At 61.3% G+C, this 20208-nt stretch carries 18 protein-coding genes; 12 read left to right on the plus strand and 6 right to left on the minus strand.

What is annotated here, in order from left to right:
• Positions 1-26: 26 nt before the first annotated feature.
• From ACOYQJ_RS12940 to parE, 4 genes are all read left to right on the plus strand, one after another.
• Entirely contained in the window at positions 27-818 is a 792-nt protein-coding gene (locus tag ACOYQJ_RS12940; protein WP_422906438.1) for a thymidylate synthase, read from the plus strand.
• Positions 815-1297, plus strand: coding sequence for a dihydrofolate reductase (locus tag ACOYQJ_RS12945; protein ID WP_422906439.1), 483 nt, complete (start codon positions 815-817; stop codon positions 1295-1297). The genes ACOYQJ_RS12940 and ACOYQJ_RS12945 overlap by 4 nt, the downstream gene beginning before the upstream one ends.
• A 9-nt stretch (positions 1298-1306) precedes the next feature.
• Complete coding sequence (locus tag ACOYQJ_RS12950) at positions 1307-2185, plus strand: BRCT domain-containing protein (protein WP_422906440.1); 879 nt, start codon at positions 1307-1309, stop codon at positions 2183-2185.
• A 277-nt stretch (positions 2186-2462) separates the two neighbouring features.
• Positions 2463-4421 (plus strand): DNA topoisomerase IV subunit B, encoded by a 1959-nt coding sequence (parE, locus tag ACOYQJ_RS12955; RefSeq protein ID WP_422906441.1) that lies wholly within the window; start codon positions 2463-2465, stop codon positions 4419-4421.
• A 280-nt stretch (positions 4422-4701) separates the two neighbouring features.
• On the opposite strand, the gene ACOYQJ_RS12960 is transcribed toward parE, so the two are convergent.
• The gene (locus ACOYQJ_RS12960) at positions 4702-4899 is read right to left on the minus strand and encodes a CsbD family protein (protein WP_422906442.1); all 198 of its coding nucleotides are present in this window, start codon (positions 4897-4899) and stop codon (positions 4702-4704) included.
• A 139-nt stretch (positions 4900-5038) separates the two neighbouring features.
• On the opposite strand from ACOYQJ_RS12960, the gene ACOYQJ_RS12965 reads away from it, so the two are divergent.
• On the plus strand, positions 5039-5722 hold the full coding sequence (locus ACOYQJ_RS12965) for a hypothetical protein (protein WP_422906443.1): 684 nt from the start codon (positions 5039-5041) through the stop codon (positions 5720-5722).
• Here the strand turns inward: ACOYQJ_RS12965 and ACOYQJ_RS12970 are convergent.
• Together ACOYQJ_RS12970 and ACOYQJ_RS12975 are read right to left on the minus strand one after the other, a co-directional pair.
• The gene (locus tag ACOYQJ_RS12970) at positions 5719-6129 is read right to left on the minus strand and encodes a L,D-transpeptidase (protein WP_422906444.1); all 411 of its coding nucleotides are present in this window, start codon (positions 6127-6129) and stop codon (positions 5719-5721) included. The two genes, ACOYQJ_RS12965 and ACOYQJ_RS12970, sit on opposite strands and share 4 nt — an antisense overlap.
• Positions 6126-6524, minus strand: a complete 399-nt coding sequence (locus ACOYQJ_RS12975) for a c-type cytochrome (protein WP_422906445.1) — start codon at positions 6522-6524, stop codon at positions 6126-6128. The genes ACOYQJ_RS12970 and ACOYQJ_RS12975 overlap by 4 nt, the downstream gene beginning before the upstream one ends.
• 125 nt (positions 6525-6649) lie before the next feature.
• Between ACOYQJ_RS12975 and ACOYQJ_RS12980 the strand changes: the two genes are divergently transcribed.
• Positions 6650-7357, plus strand: coding sequence for a DUF1194 domain-containing protein (locus ACOYQJ_RS12980; RefSeq protein WP_422906446.1), 708 nt, complete (start codon positions 6650-6652; stop codon positions 7355-7357).
• Here the strand turns inward: ACOYQJ_RS12980 and ACOYQJ_RS12985 are convergent.
• A complete protein-coding gene (locus ACOYQJ_RS12985; RefSeq protein WP_422906447.1) occupies positions 7354-8850 on the minus strand; it encodes a phosphatase PAP2 family protein in 1497 nt (498 codons plus the stop codon). The genes ACOYQJ_RS12980 and ACOYQJ_RS12985 overlap by 4 nt on opposite strands.
• A gap of 256 nt (positions 8851-9106) precedes the next feature.
• Here ACOYQJ_RS12985 and ACOYQJ_RS12990 point away from each other — a divergent pair, with 256 nt between their 5' ends.
• A complete protein-coding gene (locus ACOYQJ_RS12990; protein ID WP_422906448.1) occupies positions 9107-11176 on the plus strand; it encodes a S8/S53 family peptidase in 2070 nt (689 codons plus the stop codon).
• A 91-nt stretch (positions 11177-11267) separates the two neighbouring features.
• On the opposite strand, the gene ACOYQJ_RS12995 is transcribed toward ACOYQJ_RS12990, so the two are convergent.
• A complete protein-coding gene (locus ACOYQJ_RS12995) occupies positions 11268-12341 on the minus strand; it encodes a phosphatase PAP2 family protein (RefSeq protein WP_422906449.1) in 1074 nt (357 codons plus the stop codon).
• A 160-nt stretch (positions 12342-12501) separates the two neighbouring features.
• Between ACOYQJ_RS12995 and ACOYQJ_RS13000 the strand changes: the two genes are divergently transcribed.
• On the plus strand, positions 12502-14106 hold the full coding sequence (locus tag ACOYQJ_RS13000; RefSeq protein WP_422906450.1) for an AfsR/SARP family transcriptional regulator: 1605 nt from the start codon (positions 12502-12504) through the stop codon (positions 14104-14106).
• A 5-nt stretch (positions 14107-14111) separates the two neighbouring features.
• Here the strand turns inward: ACOYQJ_RS13000 and ACOYQJ_RS13005 are convergent, their stop codons facing one another.
• The gene (locus tag ACOYQJ_RS13005; protein WP_422906451.1) at positions 14112-15365 is read right to left on the minus strand and encodes a lytic murein transglycosylase; all 1254 of its coding nucleotides are present in this window, start codon (positions 15363-15365) and stop codon (positions 14112-14114) included.
• Positions 15366-15521: 156 nt separating this feature from the next.
• Here ACOYQJ_RS13005 and ACOYQJ_RS13010 point away from each other — a divergent pair, with 156 nt between their 5' ends.
• The 4 genes from ACOYQJ_RS13010 to ACOYQJ_RS13025 all read left to right on the plus strand — a co-directional run bounded on the left by ACOYQJ_RS13010 (position 15522) and on the right by ACOYQJ_RS13025 (position 20205).
• Positions 15522-15761, plus strand: a complete 240-nt coding sequence (locus ACOYQJ_RS13010; RefSeq protein WP_422906452.1) for a hypothetical protein — start codon at positions 15522-15524, stop codon at positions 15759-15761.
• A gap of 88 nt (positions 15762-15849) precedes the next feature.
• Complete coding sequence (locus tag ACOYQJ_RS13015) at positions 15850-16983, plus strand: alpha-D-ribose 1-methylphosphonate 5-triphosphate diphosphatase (RefSeq protein ID WP_422906453.1); 1134 nt, start codon at positions 15850-15852, stop codon at positions 16981-16983.
• A gap of 61 nt (positions 16984-17044) precedes the next feature.
• Positions 17045-18571, plus strand: coding sequence for an FGGY-family carbohydrate kinase (locus ACOYQJ_RS13020; protein ID WP_422906454.1), 1527 nt, complete (start codon positions 17045-17047; stop codon positions 18569-18571).
• On the plus strand, positions 18568-20205 hold the full coding sequence (locus tag ACOYQJ_RS13025) for a glycerol-3-phosphate dehydrogenase/oxidase (RefSeq protein WP_422906455.1): 1638 nt from the start codon (positions 18568-18570) through the stop codon (positions 20203-20205). Before ACOYQJ_RS13020 ends, ACOYQJ_RS13025 begins: the two co-directional genes overlap by 4 nt.
• Positions 20206-20208 lie beyond the last annotated feature (3 nt).

Consider the following 20208-nt stretch of genomic DNA (forward strand, 5'->3'; position numbering starts at 1 on the left):
TGTGGCTCTGATCCGGGAAGCGACCCATGCAGCAATATCTTGACGCCCTGCGCACCGTTCTCACCGAGGGCACCCCCTCGACCGACCGAACCGGCACCGGCACCACCTCGTACTTCGGCCTGCAATGCCGCTATCCGCTGGCTCAGGGCTTTCCGCTTGTGACCACCAAGAAACTGCACCTCAAATCCATCGTGTACGAACTTCTGTGGTTCCTGTCCGGTGACACCAACATCGCCTACCTCAAGGAAAACGGCGTTTCGATCTGGGACGAATGGGCCGACGAGAACGGCGATCTTGGGCCAGTCTACGGCCACCAGTGGCGCCACTGGCCCGGCCACAAGGGCACCATAGACCAGATCACCACCCTGCTGGACCAGATCAAGACCACCCCCGACAGCCGCCGCCTCATCGTTTCCGCCTGGAACCCGGCCGACGTGCCCGACATGGCCCTGCCGCCCTGCCACACCCTCTGGCAGGTCCGTATCCTTGACGGAAAACTGCACCTGCAACTCTATCAGCGCTCGGCTGACATGTTCCTTGGCGTGCCCTTCAACATTGCCTCTTACGCGCTGCTTGCCCATATGCTGGCCCATGTCACCGGGTACGAGCCGGGCGACTTTGTCCACTCCATCGGCGACGCGCATATCTATTCCAACCACATGGATCAGGTCCACGAACAGCTGTCGCGCGACCCGCGCGCCCTGCCAAGGCTCGAGATCAAACGTCAGGTGCCCTCACTCTTTGACTTTACCGATGACGACTTCGCCTTCCCCGGCTACGACCCCCTTCCGGCGATCAAGGCGCCTGTCGCGGTATGATCACCCTCATCGCCGCCCGCGCCCGCAATTCCGCCATTGGCAAGGCCGGGGACATCCCCTGGCACGCCCCGGAAGACCTCGCCATGTTCAAGCGCGAGACCCTCGGCGGGGCGCTGATCATGGGCCGCAAAACGTGGGAGAGCCTGCCCGTCAAACCGCTCAAATCCCGGCTCAACGTGGTGGTCACCTCGAACCCCGACCTGACCGAGCACACTGCCCCCAGTATCCAGGACGCCCTCGCCCTGTGCCAATCCCAAGGCTATTTCCGCATCTACGGCATCGGCGGGCAAAGCATCTACGAAGCGCTGTTGCCCTTAGCCCACCGCATGCTGATCACCGAGGTTGATCTGGAGGTCGACGGCGCAGATGCGTTTTTCCCGGGGTTTGACGAGGGGGAGTGGCGCGAATTGGCGTCAGAACAGTTGAGAGAGAAAGAGCCGAGGTGTAAGGTTAGGGAATTGATGAGATTCCGAAAATAGCGAGCCAAAATGGATAAGTTTGAAACCGGAAGCCGAACGCTAGCTAGAATTCACAAAGCGGCAAATGACAAAAAGTATTTCTGCTACTTCACTGGATTCTTAGAAGGTATTGTTGCCAGTGGCCGCATAGAGGCCGAAGAAATTCCTCCGCTAATTTCTCAATGTGAGGATTTTATCGCAAATATCGGAGACGCTGATGCCTCTGAAATAATTGAAGATTTTGATGTAGACCTCCTAGAGTTTGAGTCGCTCGAAAATGCGATCGAGTATCGCGGCAGAGAAATCGACACGGTTTGTCCAAAAAGCTCGACCAACAGATTCTTGGGCTACTGTGCTGGCATATCGTGTGATGGTAAGATCACAATCGACGAGGCGCGAATTCTAAAGGAAAAAATTGATGAAGCACCTGTGCTGCTGAACGATCCAATCTGCAGAAGTTTGAAGAGTATCTGCAACGATGCGCTTGAAGATGGTATTATTGATCCTTCAGAATCAGCTGAAATTTGTAACGCCATCACACGACTGATTGGTGATGCTTATAACGATACTGGAATCTCTGAACTCGGTAACGTTCCTGTATTCGAACCACACCCCATTGCTGCAGATCCAACCGAATTGGAAGGGGCTAACTTGGTTCTGACCGGCTCCTTTTCCATAACACCAAGGCGAATACTGGAAGAACACCTGGAAGCACACGGCAGCATTATCTTCCGTAGCGTTAGCAGGAAAACGTCGTTTGTAGTTGTTGCATCAGAAGCGTCTCGCGACTGGGTACACACACACAAAGGCACAAAGATAATCAGGGCATTGAAGCTTCAGGAGGAGACTGGGAAACCAAGATTTATTTCCGAAGCTGATTTGCTTACCTTGTTAGGAATGCGCCCATAAAGCAGCATTAGGTGCGTGCCCGCACGCAGTTCCCGTACAAAGGTTCACGCCCGAGCCCGGGAGGGTCGGGCGCAGCCCGGGGCTGATGCCCCGCAACAAGGGGGTTTGCTGAAGCCCTCGCTCCAGAATATCCGCTGTATGGGCCGTTGATCTGATTGGGCTGCTAAAAGACAGTGCAGTCCAACCGAATCCCTGTGACGGGACAAACGCATCCTCTTTCCCCGGCCCGCCCGCTCTGTCATACTGCGCCAAACCCCAATAAAAGAAGGGCTCGAGCATGGCCGACGACCTCTTGCAAGTCACTGAAAACAATGACTACAACGCCTCGTCCATCGAGATTCTGGAAGGGCTGGAACCAGTCCGCAAACGCCCCGGCATGTATATCGGCGGCACCGACGAACGCGCCCTGCACCATCTGGTGGCCGAAGTGCTCGACAACTCCATGGACGAAGCTGTCGCTGGCCACGCCAATCGCATCGAAGTCGCCCTGCTCTCCGATTACTCGATTGAAATCAAGGACAACGGGCGCGGCATCCCGATTGATCCGCACCCCAAGTTCCCCGACAAATCCGCCCTCGAAGTGATCCTTTGCACCCTGCACGCGGGCGGCAAATTCTCGGGCGATGCCTATGAGACCTCCGGCGGTCTGCACGGCGTCGGCGCCTCTGTGGTCAACGCCCTGTCGGATTCCATGGTGGTTCAGGTCGCCAAGAACAAGGAGCTTTACGAGCAGCGATTCTCGCGCGGGATCCCGCTTGGCCCCATCGAAAAGATCGGCGCGGCCCCCAATCGGCGCGGCACCACGACGACCTTCCACGCCGACGAAGAGATATTCGGCCACCACCGGTTCAAACCCGCCCGCCTGTTCAAGATGGTCCGCTCCAAGGCCTATCTGTTCAGCGGCGTCGAGATCCGCTGGAAGTCCGAGATCAACGACAACGAGACCCCGCTTGAGGCAACTTTCCATTTCCCCGGCGGCCTCGCGGACTATCTGACCGAAACGCTCGGCAGCGCCAGCACCTACGCCGATAAGCCCTTTGCCGGGATTGTGGATTTCAAAGAGAAGTTCAACACGCCGGGCAAGGTGGAATGGGCCATCAACTGGACCCCGTCGCGCGATGGCTTCATCCAGTCCTACTGTAACACCGTGCCCACGCCCGAGGGCGGCACCCACGAGGCGGGTTTTTGGGCGGCGATCCTCAAGGGCGTGCGCGGTTATGGCGAGCTGATCAACAACAAGAAAGCGGCGCAAATCACCCGTGACGATCTGATAACGGGGGGCTGCGCGCTGGTGTCCTGTTTCATCCGCGAACCGGAATTCGTCGGGCAGACCAAAGACCGCCTCGCCACGACCGAAGCGCAACGGCTGGTGGAAAACGCGGTGCGCGACCATTTCGACAACTGGCTGGCCTCGGATACGAAATCCGCCGGGGCGATCCTCGATTTCCTCGTGCTGCGTTCCGAGGAACGCCTTCGACGTCGTCAGGAAAAGGAAACCGCGCGCAAGTCGGCGACAAAGAAACTGCGTCTGCCGGGCAAGCTGACCGACTGCACTGCCAAGTCCCGCGAAGGGACCGAACTGTTCATCGTCGAGGGCGACTCGGCCGGTGGATCGGCCAAGGGCGCGCGGTTCCGCGAAACGCAGGCGCTGCTGCCGCTCAAGGGCAAGATCCTGAACGTGCTCGGCGCGGCCTCGAACAAGCTGTCGTCCAACGCCGAAATCCGAGACCTCTGCGAGGCTTTGGGCGTCGGCGTCGGCACCAAATTCAACCTTGATGACCTGCGCTATGAAAAGATCATCATCATGACCGACGCGGACGTCGACGGTGCCCACATCGCGGCCTTGCTGATGACGTTCTTCTTCACCCAGATGCGCCCGCTGATCGACAACGGCCATTTGTATCTGGCCTGCCCGCCGCTGTACCGCCTGACCCAGGGCGCACGGCGGATTTATGTCCCTGACGATGCAGCGAAAGAGGCTGCCATGGCCAAGGGGCTGGGTGGTAAAGGGAAGATCGATGTCCAGCGCTTCAAGGGTCTGGGCGAGATGGACGCGAAGGATCTGAAAGAAACCACGATGGACCCGGCAACCCGCACCCTGATCCGCGTCACGATAGACGAAGATGAGCCCGGCGAGACCGGCGATCTGGTCGAGCGACTGATGGGCAAGAAACCCGAGCTACGCTTCCAGTATATTCAGGAGAACGCGCGGTTTGTAGAAGAGTTGGATGTTTGAATTCGAAGCGCCCTGAAGGACTGTGGACAAAATCCGCAACACGCTGATGAGGCACCTCGGCTCAAAGCCCGCCGGATAAGTCATGAGGCGGAGGCTTGTCGGCGCTAAAAACTCCTATCAAGCTCCGGTTTCAAATCGGACAACCCTGAGCAGGTTTTCCTGAGAGCAAGCCTGCGTCGTTCCAACCGCTTTGATACTTATAGGCGGTGATTGGGCTTGGAGTGCCAACCACGAAAAAACGGCCCCGAAGGGTCGCTGCACTCGTTAATTCATCAAACCGTCAAAGCTGGGCGACCCACTCGTCGAATTCGCGTTCGGCCTCTTCGCGGGTCTTGCCGTATTTCTCTTGGATCTTGCCCACCAGCTGATCGCGTTCTCCGTGGGCTTCCTGCACTTCATTCTCGGTCAGCTCGCCCCATTCTTCACGGGCTTTGCCAACCAATTGAGTCCATTGTCCTTTGATCTGGTCCATATTCATGGCGTGATCTCCTTTGTGCTATCCAGCTTCACCAGACCAACCCCCGAACCGCGCATCAGGTTGCATCCGCCGGAAAATAAATTTGAATGGGTGGTGCAAATACCTTGCCTCCGGCGAGTTCACGCGCTTCCCTGCGCTTATGCGCAAACTTCTGATCTTCCTGCTTTTCCTTGCCGCCTGCGGACGGCCCCTGACCCCGTCAGAGACCGCCTATCTGCACGCCCTTCAGGGCGACCAGATCGACACGCAAAAGATCCGCATCGTGGACGGACATTTCGCGGGGTCCTACGTCTATACAATCCCCGTTCGCCCCCGCACCACCTGTCAGGAGCGGATCTGGCCACCTTTGGACAAAGCGCAAAAAGTCGAAGTCTCACCTGCCGCCAGCGTGATCTACAACACCATGATGTTCCGCAAGGACCTGTATCGCGATGACCTGATGCAGGGCTGGCCAACCAAGATCGATCTGTATCAGGCAATGCTTTTCGCCCATGAATCCACCCATGTCTGGCAATGGCAGAACAGGGATCGCACGGGCTATACCCCGCTCAAGGCGCTGTCCGAGCATACCGCCAACGTCGACCCCTACCTTTTCGATCCGGACAAGACGCAGGATTTTCTGAGCTACGGCTATGAACAGCAGGGCAGCATTGTCGAAGAATACGTTTGCTGCCGCCTGCTGGACCCCGGCGCGCCGCGCACCGGGCGGTTGCGGGCGATGATCTCGCAATACATGCCGGTGGATGGTCTGGACAAAGCCCTGGGCGAAGGGACCGTTCGCCTGTCATGGGCGGGCGCTCAGCCCAAGGGGATTTGCCGCTAGGGTTGGATCACAACCCGGGTTTCGTCCATGCCGACCGCTTTGACTTCACCGTACAGCGTCTCGGCGTTGTCAGGGGCCAAACGCACACAGCCCGCCGACGCTGGCGTGCCCAGTTTCGCCACATCGGTCGTGCCGTGGATCGCGTAATTGCCAGCAAAGAAGATCGACCAGGGCATTGGCGCGTTGTTGTAAAGGCTTGAATAGTGCATTCGCTTCATCAGGTAGGGCGTGTACGTGCCCACCGGAGTGCATTTGCCCGCACGGGCCGTCGATACTGGCCATTGATGCAAAATCTCATCGCCTGCCGTCACGGTCATCTGCTGATCCGACAGATCAACTGTGACGCGCAGGGATTCGGCCGGCAAAGGTGCGGCCCAGACCAGAAGAAGGGCCAGCAGTCGGATCATTCAAGCCGCTGGATTTCACGCAGATAAGCCACCAGATCAACAACCGGTTGCGACGTCAGCACCGGCTGGCCGGTCGGGGCCTTCATCGGGACATCGAAGGAGCCTTCGAAATAGTCGCCATAGACCGGCATGGGTGATCCGTGGCTGACAAGGGGATCGCGCCCGTCGATGCGCTTGACCACGCGCTCAAGCGGGAACGTGCCGCCATTCTGGGCAGAAAGCTCGGTCAGGTTGACCGGCTTGATCAGTAAGACGCCAGCCATCGGGCCATCGCCGCGCCCTTCCAGACCGTGACATGTGGCACAATGCGCGTGGTAATGCGCGCGCCCGATGTCGGCGTCCTGCGCCAAGGCAGGTGTTGCGGCCAGTGCAGCCATTAGAACAAGTCGTTTCATCTGTTCGTCCTCCGGTGTCCCCTGATGACATTGCCATGGCCCCCGGTCCGGCACCTTGATCCCCATCAATCTGGCCGTGGTGTTTTCCAGCCCTATCCTTGGATGATCCGCAACAGGAGACCCTTATGCGCCGGATCGCTTTTGCCCTGACCTGTCTTGCCCTGCCCGCCTTGGCACAGGACACCGATCTTGAACTTGTCCTTCTGGCCGATGCCTCGGGCAGCATTGACGCGAACGAGATCGCCTTTCAACGACAAGGCTATGCCGAAGCGATCACCGATCCAGAGGTGTTGGCAGCCATTGCCAATACCGCCTATGGCTCGATCGCCGTGACCTATGTGGAATGGGCGGCAAATCAGGCGGTGGTCGCAGACTGGCAGATCATAAACGATGGCAGCAGCGCGCAGACCTTTGCGAACGAGTTGTTGCGCAAACCCCGGCAGGCTTATGGACGCAACGCCATCGGGGCCGCCCTGCTCGAGGCGCTTCGGCTGATGGATGACAATGACATCGAAGGTTGGCGACGCGTGATCGACTTTTCCGGCGACAGTGCCAATTCGTTTTCCGGCCCCAGCATTGCCGAAGCCCGCGAGACGGTTCTGGCGGCAGGCGTGACGATCAATGCCCTGCCCATTTTGCGCCCGGACGATCCCGGGAGGGCGCAAGGCGGGCTGGAGGTGCTTTACGAACAGCGCATCATCGGCGGCCCCGGCGCCTTTGTGGTCACCGCAGAAAGCCGCGCGTCTTTTGCCGAGGCCGTGAAGCGCAAGTTGATCCTTGAGATATCCCAACGCATGCCCGAGCGCAGCTATGCTGCGACCGACGGCCGTTAGACCACGGCCGTCAAATGGGCAGCGGGCGGTGTCGCCTCTTGCGGCCAGGGCAAGCTGACATCGCCCTGACGCAGTTCGGCGATCCCGCGGCCAAACTGGCGCGGATGAGAGACCAGTTGAAGTATCCGGCCATCGAAATCGCGGAAGGTCAGGCTGGCGCTTCGGTTGTCCTCTTCCATCGCCGTGCGCAGGACCTGAAGCGCAATCGCCTGTCCCAGACGCATATCCTGATGGTTTTCCGCCGGGAAATAAGCCCCCGTCACTACACGCGCCAAGGCCGTATTGGCGACCAGTCTGTCCAATTCTTGCCCGAGGTCCATCCGCGCGTCCGCCTTGCTGGCCAGACGCAGGTGGCGCGGCTGCGAGGTGTCGAAAACCGCTTTCATCAAAGTTGCCAATGCCCCCGCGACAACCACATGTGTGGCGGTGTCAGACGGGTGCATTGTCTCGGCCGCTGTGCCAAGCGGCAGAAAGAGGCTGTGTTCAAAGCGTTGCCGACTGCGGGCCGCCTTATTTGCACGGCTTACCCAGTTCAACAGGTTCGGAGCCGATCGGGCCAGTTCGTCGGCAGCCCCGCGATAGCGCGCCTCTGCCGCATCACTTTGCTGTTCTTCGCGGGCCAGATGCACCGTCATCCGCGCCGCCGTCACCGCCGGGCGCGACAAGCGGTCGGCCCGCGCCAAGCGGCGCAGCGCGGCCCAGCGCGCGCGGCTCTCGGCCTCGGCCAAAAGCGCGAACAGCCGCCCGCCGGTCCAGCCCTCGGCTTTGCCCGTCAGCCCATTGAGCCCCGGATCGAAGGGGCTGCCATGTGCCAGACTGGCCAAAGTCGCTGAATGAAACGCCCGGGCAGGAGGCGCTTTGAACACATGCTCGGCAAGCTCGGACAGGGTCGTGATGTCAGCATTGGAGGCTCCGCGCCCCGGCAAACCCAGCCCCGCACCGCTGTGAACCGCGCACCACCGCGACCACAGGGACAAAGGCGCCGCGCTGACCGGTGCGGGCAAAGGCCCCTGCGCCGGTCCCACCGCGTGATCGGTCGCAAAAAGGCCGGACAGAGGCGCCGCTCCGCTCGTCAAGGCCACACCCGAGCGGAACAGCGTCCCGAGGGTCAGTTGACTCTCAATGTTCCAGCGGGCCGCGCGGCGATGCCCCGCCTCATCCATGTCGTCCGTAGCAGGCAGATCACCAAGGTCTTTGGCAGGTGTCCGGGCGTCGCACCATGGTAGGCTGCGCAATTCGCAAAGCAATTCATGCAGGTTAAAGCGGGTCGCCGGATCAATCTGCACGACGCAGTGCGGATTATCCAGATCGCTCAGGTGGCATTCTGCAATCAGCGACATCGCAAAGATCTCGGCCATTTCGGCGGCCAATTCCTGCGCCCCAAGGTCCGGCGCATCGGGCAACATCAAGGGCCTGACAAAAGCTTTGCCTGCGTCTTGAGAGCCATCAATCACACGCAGATTGCTGCGCGAAGGGGTCTGTTTGCGTATCATCACTGTCACCGGGTTGGCAGAGAATTGCGACTCTGCGAGGTTGACGAAAGGTTAACGTCACATTGCTTCCCTACCGTGATCGCTCCGTAAATCTGGCGTGAACGATGTGTAATTCTTGCGAATTCCTTTTGGTATGACGGGAAAAAGGGGCTTTTTTGCGTGAATTTTGCGTAAACAGTGGTGCTTTTCTTGACGGGCACCCCAGCGGCGGACTTACCTAGGCCACATAAATGCATGAATTTTCAGGAGGCGCCCCATGGGTTTGACTTGGACCGACAGTCAGGATGCGAGTTTTCAGGACGCTTACCTTGACTGGTCGTGGCTGCTGACGCGGCGGCGCGCCGCTCTGAACCCCGCCCAGCCCGACAAAGGCACGTTTTACGAACCGATCTTCGTGCGCCTTACCGGTCCCGCAGCGCGTGACGGCCTGATTGAGGCGCTCAATGACGGCAGCGGCGTCTTATTGATGGATGGCTATGAATATACAGAGCTGGTCGAGCGCGCGGGCAAGACCGATCCGTTGAAAGGTCTGCCGGATGAATATGCCCTTTATCGCCGTCTGGGAACCTCTGATGCGGATTTCGCCGATTTATTCCATGTGCTGGACTCAGGCGTTCCTGTCTCAATTGCGGATGTCGGCAGTGGCCCCGTGCAGGCCCGTTCCGCTCCCCCCAGCGGGAAACCCGGCGCGCCGATCATCGCGGTTGTGGACGACGGTATCGCCTTTCTCAACGGGCGGTTTCGCAGACAAGCCAAGGATGGCACGCAAACCAGCCGGTTTCACGCCGTTTGGGTGCAGGCCCTCGAACAATACAGTGGCGGTGGACAGGTTGTTCTGGGCGAGACCCTGAACAAGGATGAGATAACGGCGCTGTTGGGGCAGGACGAAACTGACGTCTATGCGAATTTGAACAATCGCCTTTTTGGCGTCGAGGCGCGGCAGGTCACCAATTTCAGCGCCTCGCATGGCACCAATGTGCTGGATCTGGCCGCCGGGGCGGACCCGAACGGCACGGACGAAGCGCGCGATTGGCCGCTGCTTGCGGTGCAACTGCCACCACAGGCGATCGAGGACACCTCGGGCACCCTGTTCGAAAGCTACATGATTCAAGCCGTTCGCTGGGTTCTTCGCAGCGCCCGGCAGGTTGACCCCACGGCGCCGGTGATCGTGAACCTGTCACTGGGCGTTCTGGCCGGCCCCAAGGATGGCACCCGGTTCGTTGAATACCAGATCGCCCGCGAAGCCTCGGAGTGGGAGCGCGTCACCGGGCAACCGGTTCGGGTTGTCTGGTCCTTTGGCAATAACTTCGAAACGCGATTGGTGGCGCAACTGCCCTACAAGGCTTCGGCCACGCGCAAACGGCCTGTCCGCAAGACGACATGGCGGGTGCAGCCCGGAGACCAGACGCCAAGCTACATGGAGGTGCGCGTGCCGCACGCGAACCTTGGAGATCTTCAGATTGCGCTGACTGCCCCGGATGGAACGGCCTCCGGCTTTCAGGACATCGCGCCCGGTCAATGGCGCACGCTTGAAAATGACGGCGCGGCCGTGGCCCGCATCTACCATGTGGCCCCGCGCGATTACGGGAATGGCGTGATCAGCCCGGCGCATTTCGTTCTGGCCCTCGCACTGACCGACGGGCGCAAGACGGGCGAGCCGGAAACGCCCTCGGGCGCATGGCAGGTCAAGTTGCAACACAGCGGCCCCGAGGCTTTGAATGTGGTCGCGCAAATTCAGCGCGACGATGGGCTGCGTGGATATCGCTCGCAAGCGCGCCAAAGCTATTTCGATGACGAATTTTCCCATGAATGGGATGACGAAACCATGTCCTACAGCGCCTATGGAAAAGGCTGCGCGATCACCCATGCCGGCAGCCACAGCGCCATGGTCACCGCGCCCGTCCGTCAGGTCTTTTCCGCGGGCGCTGCCCTGCGGCGCCCGGCGCCCGAACATTTCACTGTTGCCCGCTATTGCCCGGAAGGGGCGGATTGGTCCGTGCCGGGGCCAACAGCGTCGACAATCGCGGATGACAGTGTGTTCCATCGCGGCGTGTTGTCCAGCGGCACGTTCAGTGGCTCTACCCGCGCGCTGAGCGGCACCAGCGCGTCGGCGGCGCGACTGACGCGCGCCTTGGGGTTGTCGGCCAAACGGATTATTTCGAACGGCGGGCAAGGCCCGCGCACGGCCGACCTTGACCCCGCCAAATGTGATTTGTTTGCGGTCGCGACTGCGGACCAGCCGCGTCTGGGGGAATATGTCGTTGGGTTGAACTCTGGGCCGGGGCGCATCTGGGACGATGCAGAGGCCGCCCCGCCAGTCAGCTGACACGCCAAAGCCGAGGCCCTTTCGGCGCCTCGGCCCACTGGTTACCCATCATAACGGGGCCAAAGCCCCATTGAGCACCTACAAAACCTGATTACCACTCATCCTTGGCGGTCTGCCACATCTGGGCCAGCCAATAGGGAACTGCGCCGCTTGGCAGCGGGGCCGAAGACGTCTCAACAATCGAGGCGTCGTCGAGCGCAGAAGAAAACAGAGAAAGGTTAAAATCTCCCTTATAGCTCTCGCCATGGTAGAGGCGGGTGGTGGTTTGGCTTTCGCCATCCAGTTGGCGCACCAAGGCCTCGGCCACGGTCACCCCCAGAACGGCCCCCGCCATACTGTCTGTCGGAAAATGCACCCCGGCGACCGTGCGGTTCGTCGCGATACGCGCGGCCAGACGGTACAGATCGTTGCCTGCGGCGATTTCGGCCTTGGGATCAAAGGCGCGATTGTAAAAGAGCCGGGTCAGCAGGGTTGCCAGGGCAAAGGACTCGGTCGAATGCCCGGATGGCCATGACCCGTGCCCCGGTGTTTGGATGATCGGCTGCACCTTGTATGACATCGCGATTGGTCGGGCGACGTCAAACCCGAATTTCAGCGGCTGTTCTATCGACTGCATCAGGCGCAACACGGCGTAATGCAGCATCAGGGTCCATTTCGTCGCCTCGGGGGACATATGGCCAACCAGCCCGAAAAAGGACCGCAGGTTGCTGATCTGAACCTTGATCTCGCCCAGCCGATCAGGACGCAAGTCCGCAGCGGTGCGCAGGTAATGCAATTGGTGTTTGGCCAGAAACGCCTCTTCAGGTTTGTTCAGGGTCACGATGGTCTTGTCGTGGCAACTGACCGTTCCGGTAGTGTTGGCATCCTTTGAGTCATTCAGCGTGACGCCGAACATCCCACCAATCGCCTGATCCAGCACCTTGACCTTGGGTTTGCTGCCCAAAGTCTGAAACGTCGCCCAGCTGTCGCGCCCGATGCTGGCCGGTGTCCGATCCGCGCTGCCGTCCCAATAGCCGACCGTGCCATCCCGGGCCGATCCTAGCGCCGCGCTGGGGGCACCGCCGCCCCGGCCCCCGCTGCCATCGTACCCGTCGTAGCCATCATATCCGTCATACCCGTCGTAGCCATCGTACCCGTCATACCCATCATATCCATAGCGCGGCATAATCTGTCCTCTGAAATAATTTCGTTAACTTTTGTCTAAAGATTAACGCGCGTCAAAGCCCGATCACGCTGTGGACAAAAGATTAACGAAGAATTCACGGCAGTTGCCGGGCAAGTTGACCGGTGATAGCCTCTACGTAACGTCAATTGTGATTGGAACCATGCCGCGCCTTCCCCCCCTTGTTTCCATCTCTGTGTTTGGCCCGTTCCAGATGATCGGCGCCGAAGGGGAGGTCTTGACCCCGAAAGGTGCCAAGAATCAGGCGCTTGTCGCGCTGCTGGCGATGAGTCCCGGCATGTCGCGCTCGCGCCGCTGGATCGAGGACAAGCTGTGGTCGACCTTTGGCGCGGAACAAGCCAGCGCCAACCTGCGCCAAGCGCTCAGCAAACTGCGTACCGCATTGGGCAACCATAGCGACGTCCTGCAAGCCGATCGCACGACTGTTTCGCTTCGAACAAGCGCCGTTTCGGTGGATATGCTGGACGAAGTTCTGCCTGTCGACGAGCGGGTCGAACTGCTACAGGGCATGGATGTGCGTGACCCCGAGTTCGAGGAATGGCTGCGCATGGAACGCGCCGAACTCGACACCCGGCTCAGCCGAGCAAAACCAATGCCCGCGACCGGAATCTTGATCAACTGCCAGTCGATCTCGGACGGGTCGGAACGTGAAAAGATCATGGGCGAGGTTCTGGCCAACCAAGTCGGCGAAAGCATCGCCGAGCAAATTCGCGCCTGGCGTCAGGCGCAAAACCTGCCCGAGCAGTCCGATCAGATGCCCGCCGCAGATGTGGCCGTGACGGCGCAGCTGGTCACGGACGAATCCGGCCATTCGATTTTTGTCAAGGCGGTGCACCAGTCTAGCGGGCGCATCCTGTATTCCAAGCTTCAGCACGTCGACCGGTTGAACGACATCCTTGAAACCCACGAAACCATCGGCAAGACCATCTTTGAAGCCGCCGACCAGATCATCGGAAAATTGCCGCAGGTTCTGGAGACGACGCGCCCGGAAACCCGAGCCACTGCGCTGTCGCGGTTGGCGCTTTATCGGATGTTCAGCTTTGAACGCAGCGCCCTGCGCGAGGCATATGGCCTGATGAAACAGGCCTATGACCATGACCAGAACGGCATCTATCTTGCCTGGACCGCGTTGATCCGCACCATTCAGATCGTTGAACTTGCCGAAAGCGACCCCGAAGCCCTGCGTGAAGAGGCGGTCGATCTGCATTACAAGGCGCTGGAAATGGGCACCGACAACGCGCTGATCCAAGCGCTTGCCGGAAAGATCCGAGGCACGGCCTTGCGCGACGGTGCCGGCTTTTTCGAACTGGCCCAAAGGGCGGTCGAACGCAACCCGGCCAATGCCATCGCATGGAATTCCATGGCCGAGGCGCATTTGTTCGCGGGCAACCACGAGGCGGCTCTGGCGGCCTCGCAACGGGCCAGCTTTATCGCCTCAACCTCGCCCTTCAAACATTGGTGGGACACCGGGCGCTGCCTGATCGCCATCGCCTGCAACAAACCAGAGGTCGCGATCGAGGCCGGTGAGGCCGCGACCCGCTCGGCCCCGCTGTCGCGGCCCGCGCATCGCCAGCTTCTGGCGCTTTACGCATTGCAAGGTGATCTGGCCAAGGCGCAGGCCGTCGCCGACAAACTGACCAAGATCGAGCCCGGTTTCTCGCTTGATCGACTGGTCAACGATGGCAGCTATCCGGTCACCACCCTGCGCAATAACGGTATGCTAGAGCCGATCCGGGCCCTGCTTTAGGTGCCCTACCCCAGCCGTCGCAACAGTTCTTTCGACGGTTTGCCTGTGACGGGCAGCCCCTGAGATTGCTGGAAGGCGCGAATGGCGGCCTCGGTCTTTTTGCCAAAGACGCCGTCGGCTGTGCCCGCATCAAACCCGCGCTGGGTCAATCCGCGTTGCAGCGCCTTGCGGTCCTCCAGCGTCAGCCCGAATTCGTCGGCGCCAAACCCGCGCGTCAGCGGCCCGCCGCCGTTCAGACGATCCGCGAGATAGCCAACCCCCAGCCCGTAATTCTCGGAGGGATTGTAGCGCAGGATCATGTTGAAGTTGTGGTATACAAGGAAGGTTGGCCGCCCCAGCCCCATCGGCGCCAGCAGGGCCGCCGTGCCATGATCGGGCAAGGCGCCGCGTTTGGCCGCGCGCACCCCGAGATCGCGCCAAGCCGCCACGCTGCGCCGATTGCCGCGCCCTGTCGGGCCGGAATATCCCTCGGGCACGATCACTTCCAGCCCCCAAGTCTGCCCGCGTCGCCAGCCAGCCTTGGACAAAAAGCGCGCCGTGGTGGCAAGCGCGTCGGTGGGATCATCCGTCCAGATATCGCGCTTGCCGTCGCCGTTGAAATCCACCGCGTTGGCCTGATAGGCGTTCGGGATCAGTTGGGTGTGGCCCATCGCGCCCGCCCAACTGCCGACCAACTGGCTGGGTTTGGCATCCCCGGTTTGCACGATCCGCAGGGCATCCATCAGGTTGGATTCAAAGAACTTTCCACGCCGCCCCTCCCAAGCCAGCGTCGAGGTCGCCGAGATCACCGGGATCGCCCCGCGCTTGGTGCCAAAGTAGCTTTCCAAGCCCCAAATCGCTGCAAGGATATGCGGCGGCACACCATAACGCCCCTCGATCTGGCTCAGTACGCCGCGCTGGCGGGCATAGAGAGGGCGTCCAAAACGCACCTTTTCATCGGGCGCGACAATGGCGAGATAATCCTCAAGCGAGCGTTTGAATTCGGTCTGATTGCGATCCCGCTCAATCACGCCGGGCAGATAACCTTGGCCGCGAAAAGCGGCGGAAAGCGTATTGGCACTAATGCCCTGCGCCATGGCCCGTGCCTTGAAGGCTGCAACCCACGCGTCATACGAGGCATTGGGCTGCGGGCGAAGCCCCGGATCAGTCGCGGGATCAGGACGCGCGACCGCCGGCGCCCCAGAAATCCCCGCACCGCCGCAGCCCGAAAGAGCCAGCGCCGCAATGCTGAATGAGAAGGTCCGTCTATCCATCGTCATTGCCTGTACCCTGCACAAATTTTTCTTTTCTCGACCGTAGCGCGAAATGTGCCCGCTTGATAGCAGTCACCGCTGTTTCGGCAAGGATCGGCGCACACAACCCAAGGTAGTTGACAGCCTCTCGATCCCCTCCCAAAATATCATTGGGAGGTGGCGATGATCCTTCGTAAACTGATCCTTATCGTGCTGGCTTTCGCCCTTCTGGGGCTGGCTGGAACTTTGGTTTGGGAGTGGCTCAGCAGCGGCCCCCGCCCGGATGATAGCGCGCGCGTCCTGTCGACCTTTTTCTTTACGGCGGTTCTGGCGCTTTTGGCGGGATTGGCCCTTTTGCTTGCGCTGCGCGGCCCCGGTGAAGACGGCGCGCTCCCCTCCGAAGGTGAGCAACCCCAACAGTGACAGGCTTCGGGTTCGGCCCGACTTGTCCCAGCGACAAATTCCGGGTTCAGTGGGCGGGTAGACTCCTAGCCTTCTGGAAATCGCTAACATGGCCGAAACCGTTCTGACCAACGCCCGGATCGTTCTGCCCGATGAAATCATTCACGGCGGTCTGTGCATGCGCGACGGCCGGATCGCCGATCTGTCGTCCGGTCCGGGCGCGACGGGCATCGATTGCGACGGCGATCTGCTGATCCCCGGCCTGATCGAGCTGCACACAGACAACCTTGAACGTCACATCCAGCCGCGTCCGCGAGTCGACTGGCCCCATGCGCCCGCGATCCTTGCGCATGACGGCGAATTGGCCTCGGTCGGGATCACCACGGTTTTCGATGCCATGCGCGTCGGATCGATCCCGAACGGGCAAGGGCGATACCTGCGCTATGCCCGGCAACTGGCGACCGAACTGTGGGAGCTGCGCGCCGCGGGCGCCCTGCGGATCAACCACTATCTGCATCTGCGGGCCGAGGTCTGCTCGGCCACTTTGACCGATGAGCTGGCCGAATTCAGCCCGAAAGATCGCGTCGGCATCGTCAGCCTGATGGACCACACGCCCGGCCAGCGCCAGTTCCGCGATCTGGACAAGTACAAGGCCTACGTCAAAGGCAAACGCGATCTGACCGATGAACAACTGCGCCTGCATATGGCCCAGCTCTACGAATTGCGCAGCGCCCATGGCGACGCCCATGAACGCGCCGCCGTCGCCGAAGCGGCCCGTCTGGGCGCAACGCTGGCCAGCCACGACGACACCACCAAAGACCATGTCGCCACCAGCGCCGGACATGGCATCAAGCTGGCCGAATTCCCCACCACGCTCGAGGCCGCCCGCGCCTGCCACGCAAACGGCATACGGGTGATCATGGGCGGGCCGAACCTCGTGCGCGGCGGCTCTCACTCGGGCAATGTCGCCGCCGAGGAACTGGCGCGGTTGGGCCTGCTTGATATCCTGTCATCCGACTATGTGCCGTCCTCGCTGCTGACGGGCGCATTTCGGCTGGCCACGATTTGGCAGGATCTGCCGCGCGCCATCGCCTGCGTCACCGCAACACCTGCCGAGGCGGCAGGACTTGCGGATCGCGGCAGCATCGCGCCGGGCAAGCAAGCTGATCTGGTCCGGGTGTCGATGCTGGGCGACACGCCGGTGATCCGTACCGTCTGGAACCGGGGCCGGCAGGTGGCCTGAGCGCGGCACGCTTTGCTTTGCGGACATGCTGTGCCACTTTCGCAGAAACAAGGGGACGGGCATGTCATTCATTCTTGCAATCGATAGCGGGCTGACCGTGACCAAGGCCGTGGTCTTTGATCTGGACGGCATGCAAAAAGGTGTGGCGCGCCGGACTATCGCGCAGCTCATGCCCCGGTCGCGGCATGTTGAGCGCGACATGACCCAGCTTTGGCACCAGACCGCCGAGGCCATCGGCGAGGCGCTATCGCTCAGCGGTGCCCACCCACGCGATATTCTTGCGGTTGCGGCGACAGCGCATGGTGACGGGCTGTATCTGCTGGACAAGGATCGCGCGCCTTTGGGGCCGGGCATCCTGTCATTGGACAGCCGCGCCACGGCCGAGGTGGACCGCTGGGCGGCTGAGGGCGTTGATATGGCCAGCCTCGCTTTGACCGGCCAGGCGCCGCATGTCTCGGCGCCCTCGGCGCTGCTGGCATGGATCAAGGCCAATGAACCAGAGCGCTACGCCCGGATCGGCCATGGGATCGCCTGCAAGGACTGGCTGCGGTATTGTCTGACCGGCGAAGTCGGCACCGACCGAACCGAGGCAAGCACCTCATTCACCGATGTGCAGACCCAAGCCTATTCCCCAGAAGCCCTTGATCTGTTCGGCCTGAACGTTTTGCACGCCGCCCTGCCCCCGATCAGCCATTCCGCCGAGATTGTCGGACAGGTGACCACCGAAGCCGCCGCGCTGACGGGCCTGATCCAAGGCACGCCCGTCGCCGCCGGATTACACGACGTCACGGCCTCGGTTCTGGGGATCGGGGCGCATAAGACCGGCGTTGTGGGCATTGTCGCCGGGACCTATTCGATCAACGAAAGCCTGTCGCTGGCACCGCAAACCGATGCGCGCTGGTTCTGCCGCAGCGGCATCGCCCCCGGGACATGGAACAACATGTCGATTTCGCCCGCGTCGACCACCAATTACGACTGGTTCATCGATACCTTTTGCGCCGCGGAAAAAGCACAGGCCGAAGCCGCAGGCGACAGCATTCACGCCCGCCTTTCACCCGAGATCGACGCCGCGCTCGCCCGTCCATCCTCGGTGCTTTATCATCCCTATCTCTTTGGCTCACCCATGGGGGCGTTGCCCAGCGCGGGCTTTCTGGGCCTGCGGGGTTGGCACGGACGCGGCGATGTTCTGGCCGCGCTGCTGGAAGGCGTGGTTTTTAATCATCGCGATCATGTCGATGCCCTGCGTGGCAGCTTTGCCGCGTCCGAGGCGCGGCTGACCGGCGGGGCCTCGCGCAATCCCACCGTGGCGCGGCTGTTTGCCGATGTGCTGGGCCTGCCCGTCACCGTCACGCAAACCGACGAGGCCGCCGCATGGGGCGCGGCGCTGTGCGCGGGGGCGGCGGTCGGCGCTTTTGAGCGGTTCGACGCGGACCCGCGCGATCTTGCGGCAAGCAGCACCACCTATCAGCCCCAGCCCGACCGCCATGCGCATTACGAAACCCGTTATCGGATCTACCGAGAGGTTGCACAGGACATGGCGGAAAACTGGCGCCGGCTGGAACACCTCAGCCAGGAGCCGCGCGGATGAGCGATGTCCAAGATTACGACGTCGTCATCATCGGTGCGGGCATCAATGGCGCGGGCCTCTTCCGCGATCTTTGCGAACAGGGGCTACGCTGCCTGATCATCGACAAAGGGGATTTCGGCTCGGGCACCAGTGCGGCGCCCTCCCGATTGATCCACGGCGGGCTGAAGTATCTTGAAACCGGGGAATTCGGTCTGGTTGCGCAAAGTACGCTGGAGCGAAACCTGCTGCTGCGTAACGCACCGCATCTGGTGCACCCCCTGCCCACCGTTATCCCGATCTACAGCTGGACCAAGGGGATATGGGCCGCCCTGCGCACGTTTTTCGGCTCGACCACCGCGCCCCGGTCGCGCGGGGCAGTGCTGATCAAGATCGGGCTGCGGATGTATGATTTCTACGGGTCGCGCTCCCGGGTGATGCCGCGTCACAAGATGATCACCCGCGCCCGCGCCCTACGCGACATCCCGGCCCTGACGCCGCGCATCAAGGCCGTGGGTACCTACTACGACGCCGCCATAACCGGGGCCGAGCGTCTGGTGCTGGAACTGGTTCAGGATGGCTTGACCGCACGCCCCGGATCGAAGGCGCTGAATTGGGCGGACCTGCAAAGCTGTCACCAAGGCGTGCTGACGATCACCGCAAGCGACGGCAGCACCCTGCGCGCCCGCCCCCGGATCGTCGTCAACGCGGCAGGCCCGTGGATTGACAGCGTCAATGCGCTGCTGGGCGAACCGACCAAGCTGATCGGCGGCACAAAGGGCTCTCACATCCTGATCGATCACCCGGAACTGCTGCGCCAACTGGACGGGCGGATGATCTATTTCGAGGGCGACGACGGCCGTATCCTGCTGGTCTATCCCTATCTCGGCAAGGCGATGGTCGGCTCGACCGATATCCCGGCCCAGGATCCGGATACTGTCCTGTGCGACGACGACGAGATCGCCTATTTCATGCAAAGCCTCCGAGATCTCTTGCCGGGGCTGAGCTTTTCGACCGATCAGATCGTTTACACGTACGCGGGCATCCGCCCCCTGCCCAATTCCCAAGGCGTCGATCCGGGGCTGATCAGCCGTGATCATTCGACCCCGGAACTGCCCACCACCACGACGCGCCCATTTCCGGTGCTGTCGCTGGTCGGAGGCAAATGGACCACGTTTCGCGGCTTCGCCGAAGAGGTTGCTGACGGCCTTTTGCAGCGACTGGGAAAACCACGCAAGGTCTCGACCCGGGACTTGCCGATTGGCGGCGGCAAGGGCATACCGCACGCCCATGCGCGTCAGGCGTGGATCACAGACACAGGTGCGCCAGAGCGGGCCAAGGTGCTGCTGGCCCGCTATGGCACGACCGCCCGGCAGATCATTGCGCAGGAGGGACCCAAGCCCGTCCTCGTGACCGGAACGCAAGACACCAGCCGGGCCGAGATCGACTGGATCGCCCGAAACGAAATGGTGGTGCATCTTGAGGATATCGTGTTGCGCCGCACGCAACTGGCCCTGACCGGGCAGATCACTCGCGCGGGACTGGACGACATTTGCGCGGTTGCAGCGGCAGCCTTGGGCTGGGACGCTCAGCGCATCGCCGAGGAAGTTCAGCGCGCGGCAAAATTGCTGGCCGCGCGCCATGGGGTAAAGCTTTAACAC

Origin of the sequence: Pacificoceanicola algae, assembly GCF_049341065.1 — a bacterium.
GTDB lineage: Bacteria > Pseudomonadota > Alphaproteobacteria > Rhodobacterales > Rhodobacteraceae > Pacificoceanicola.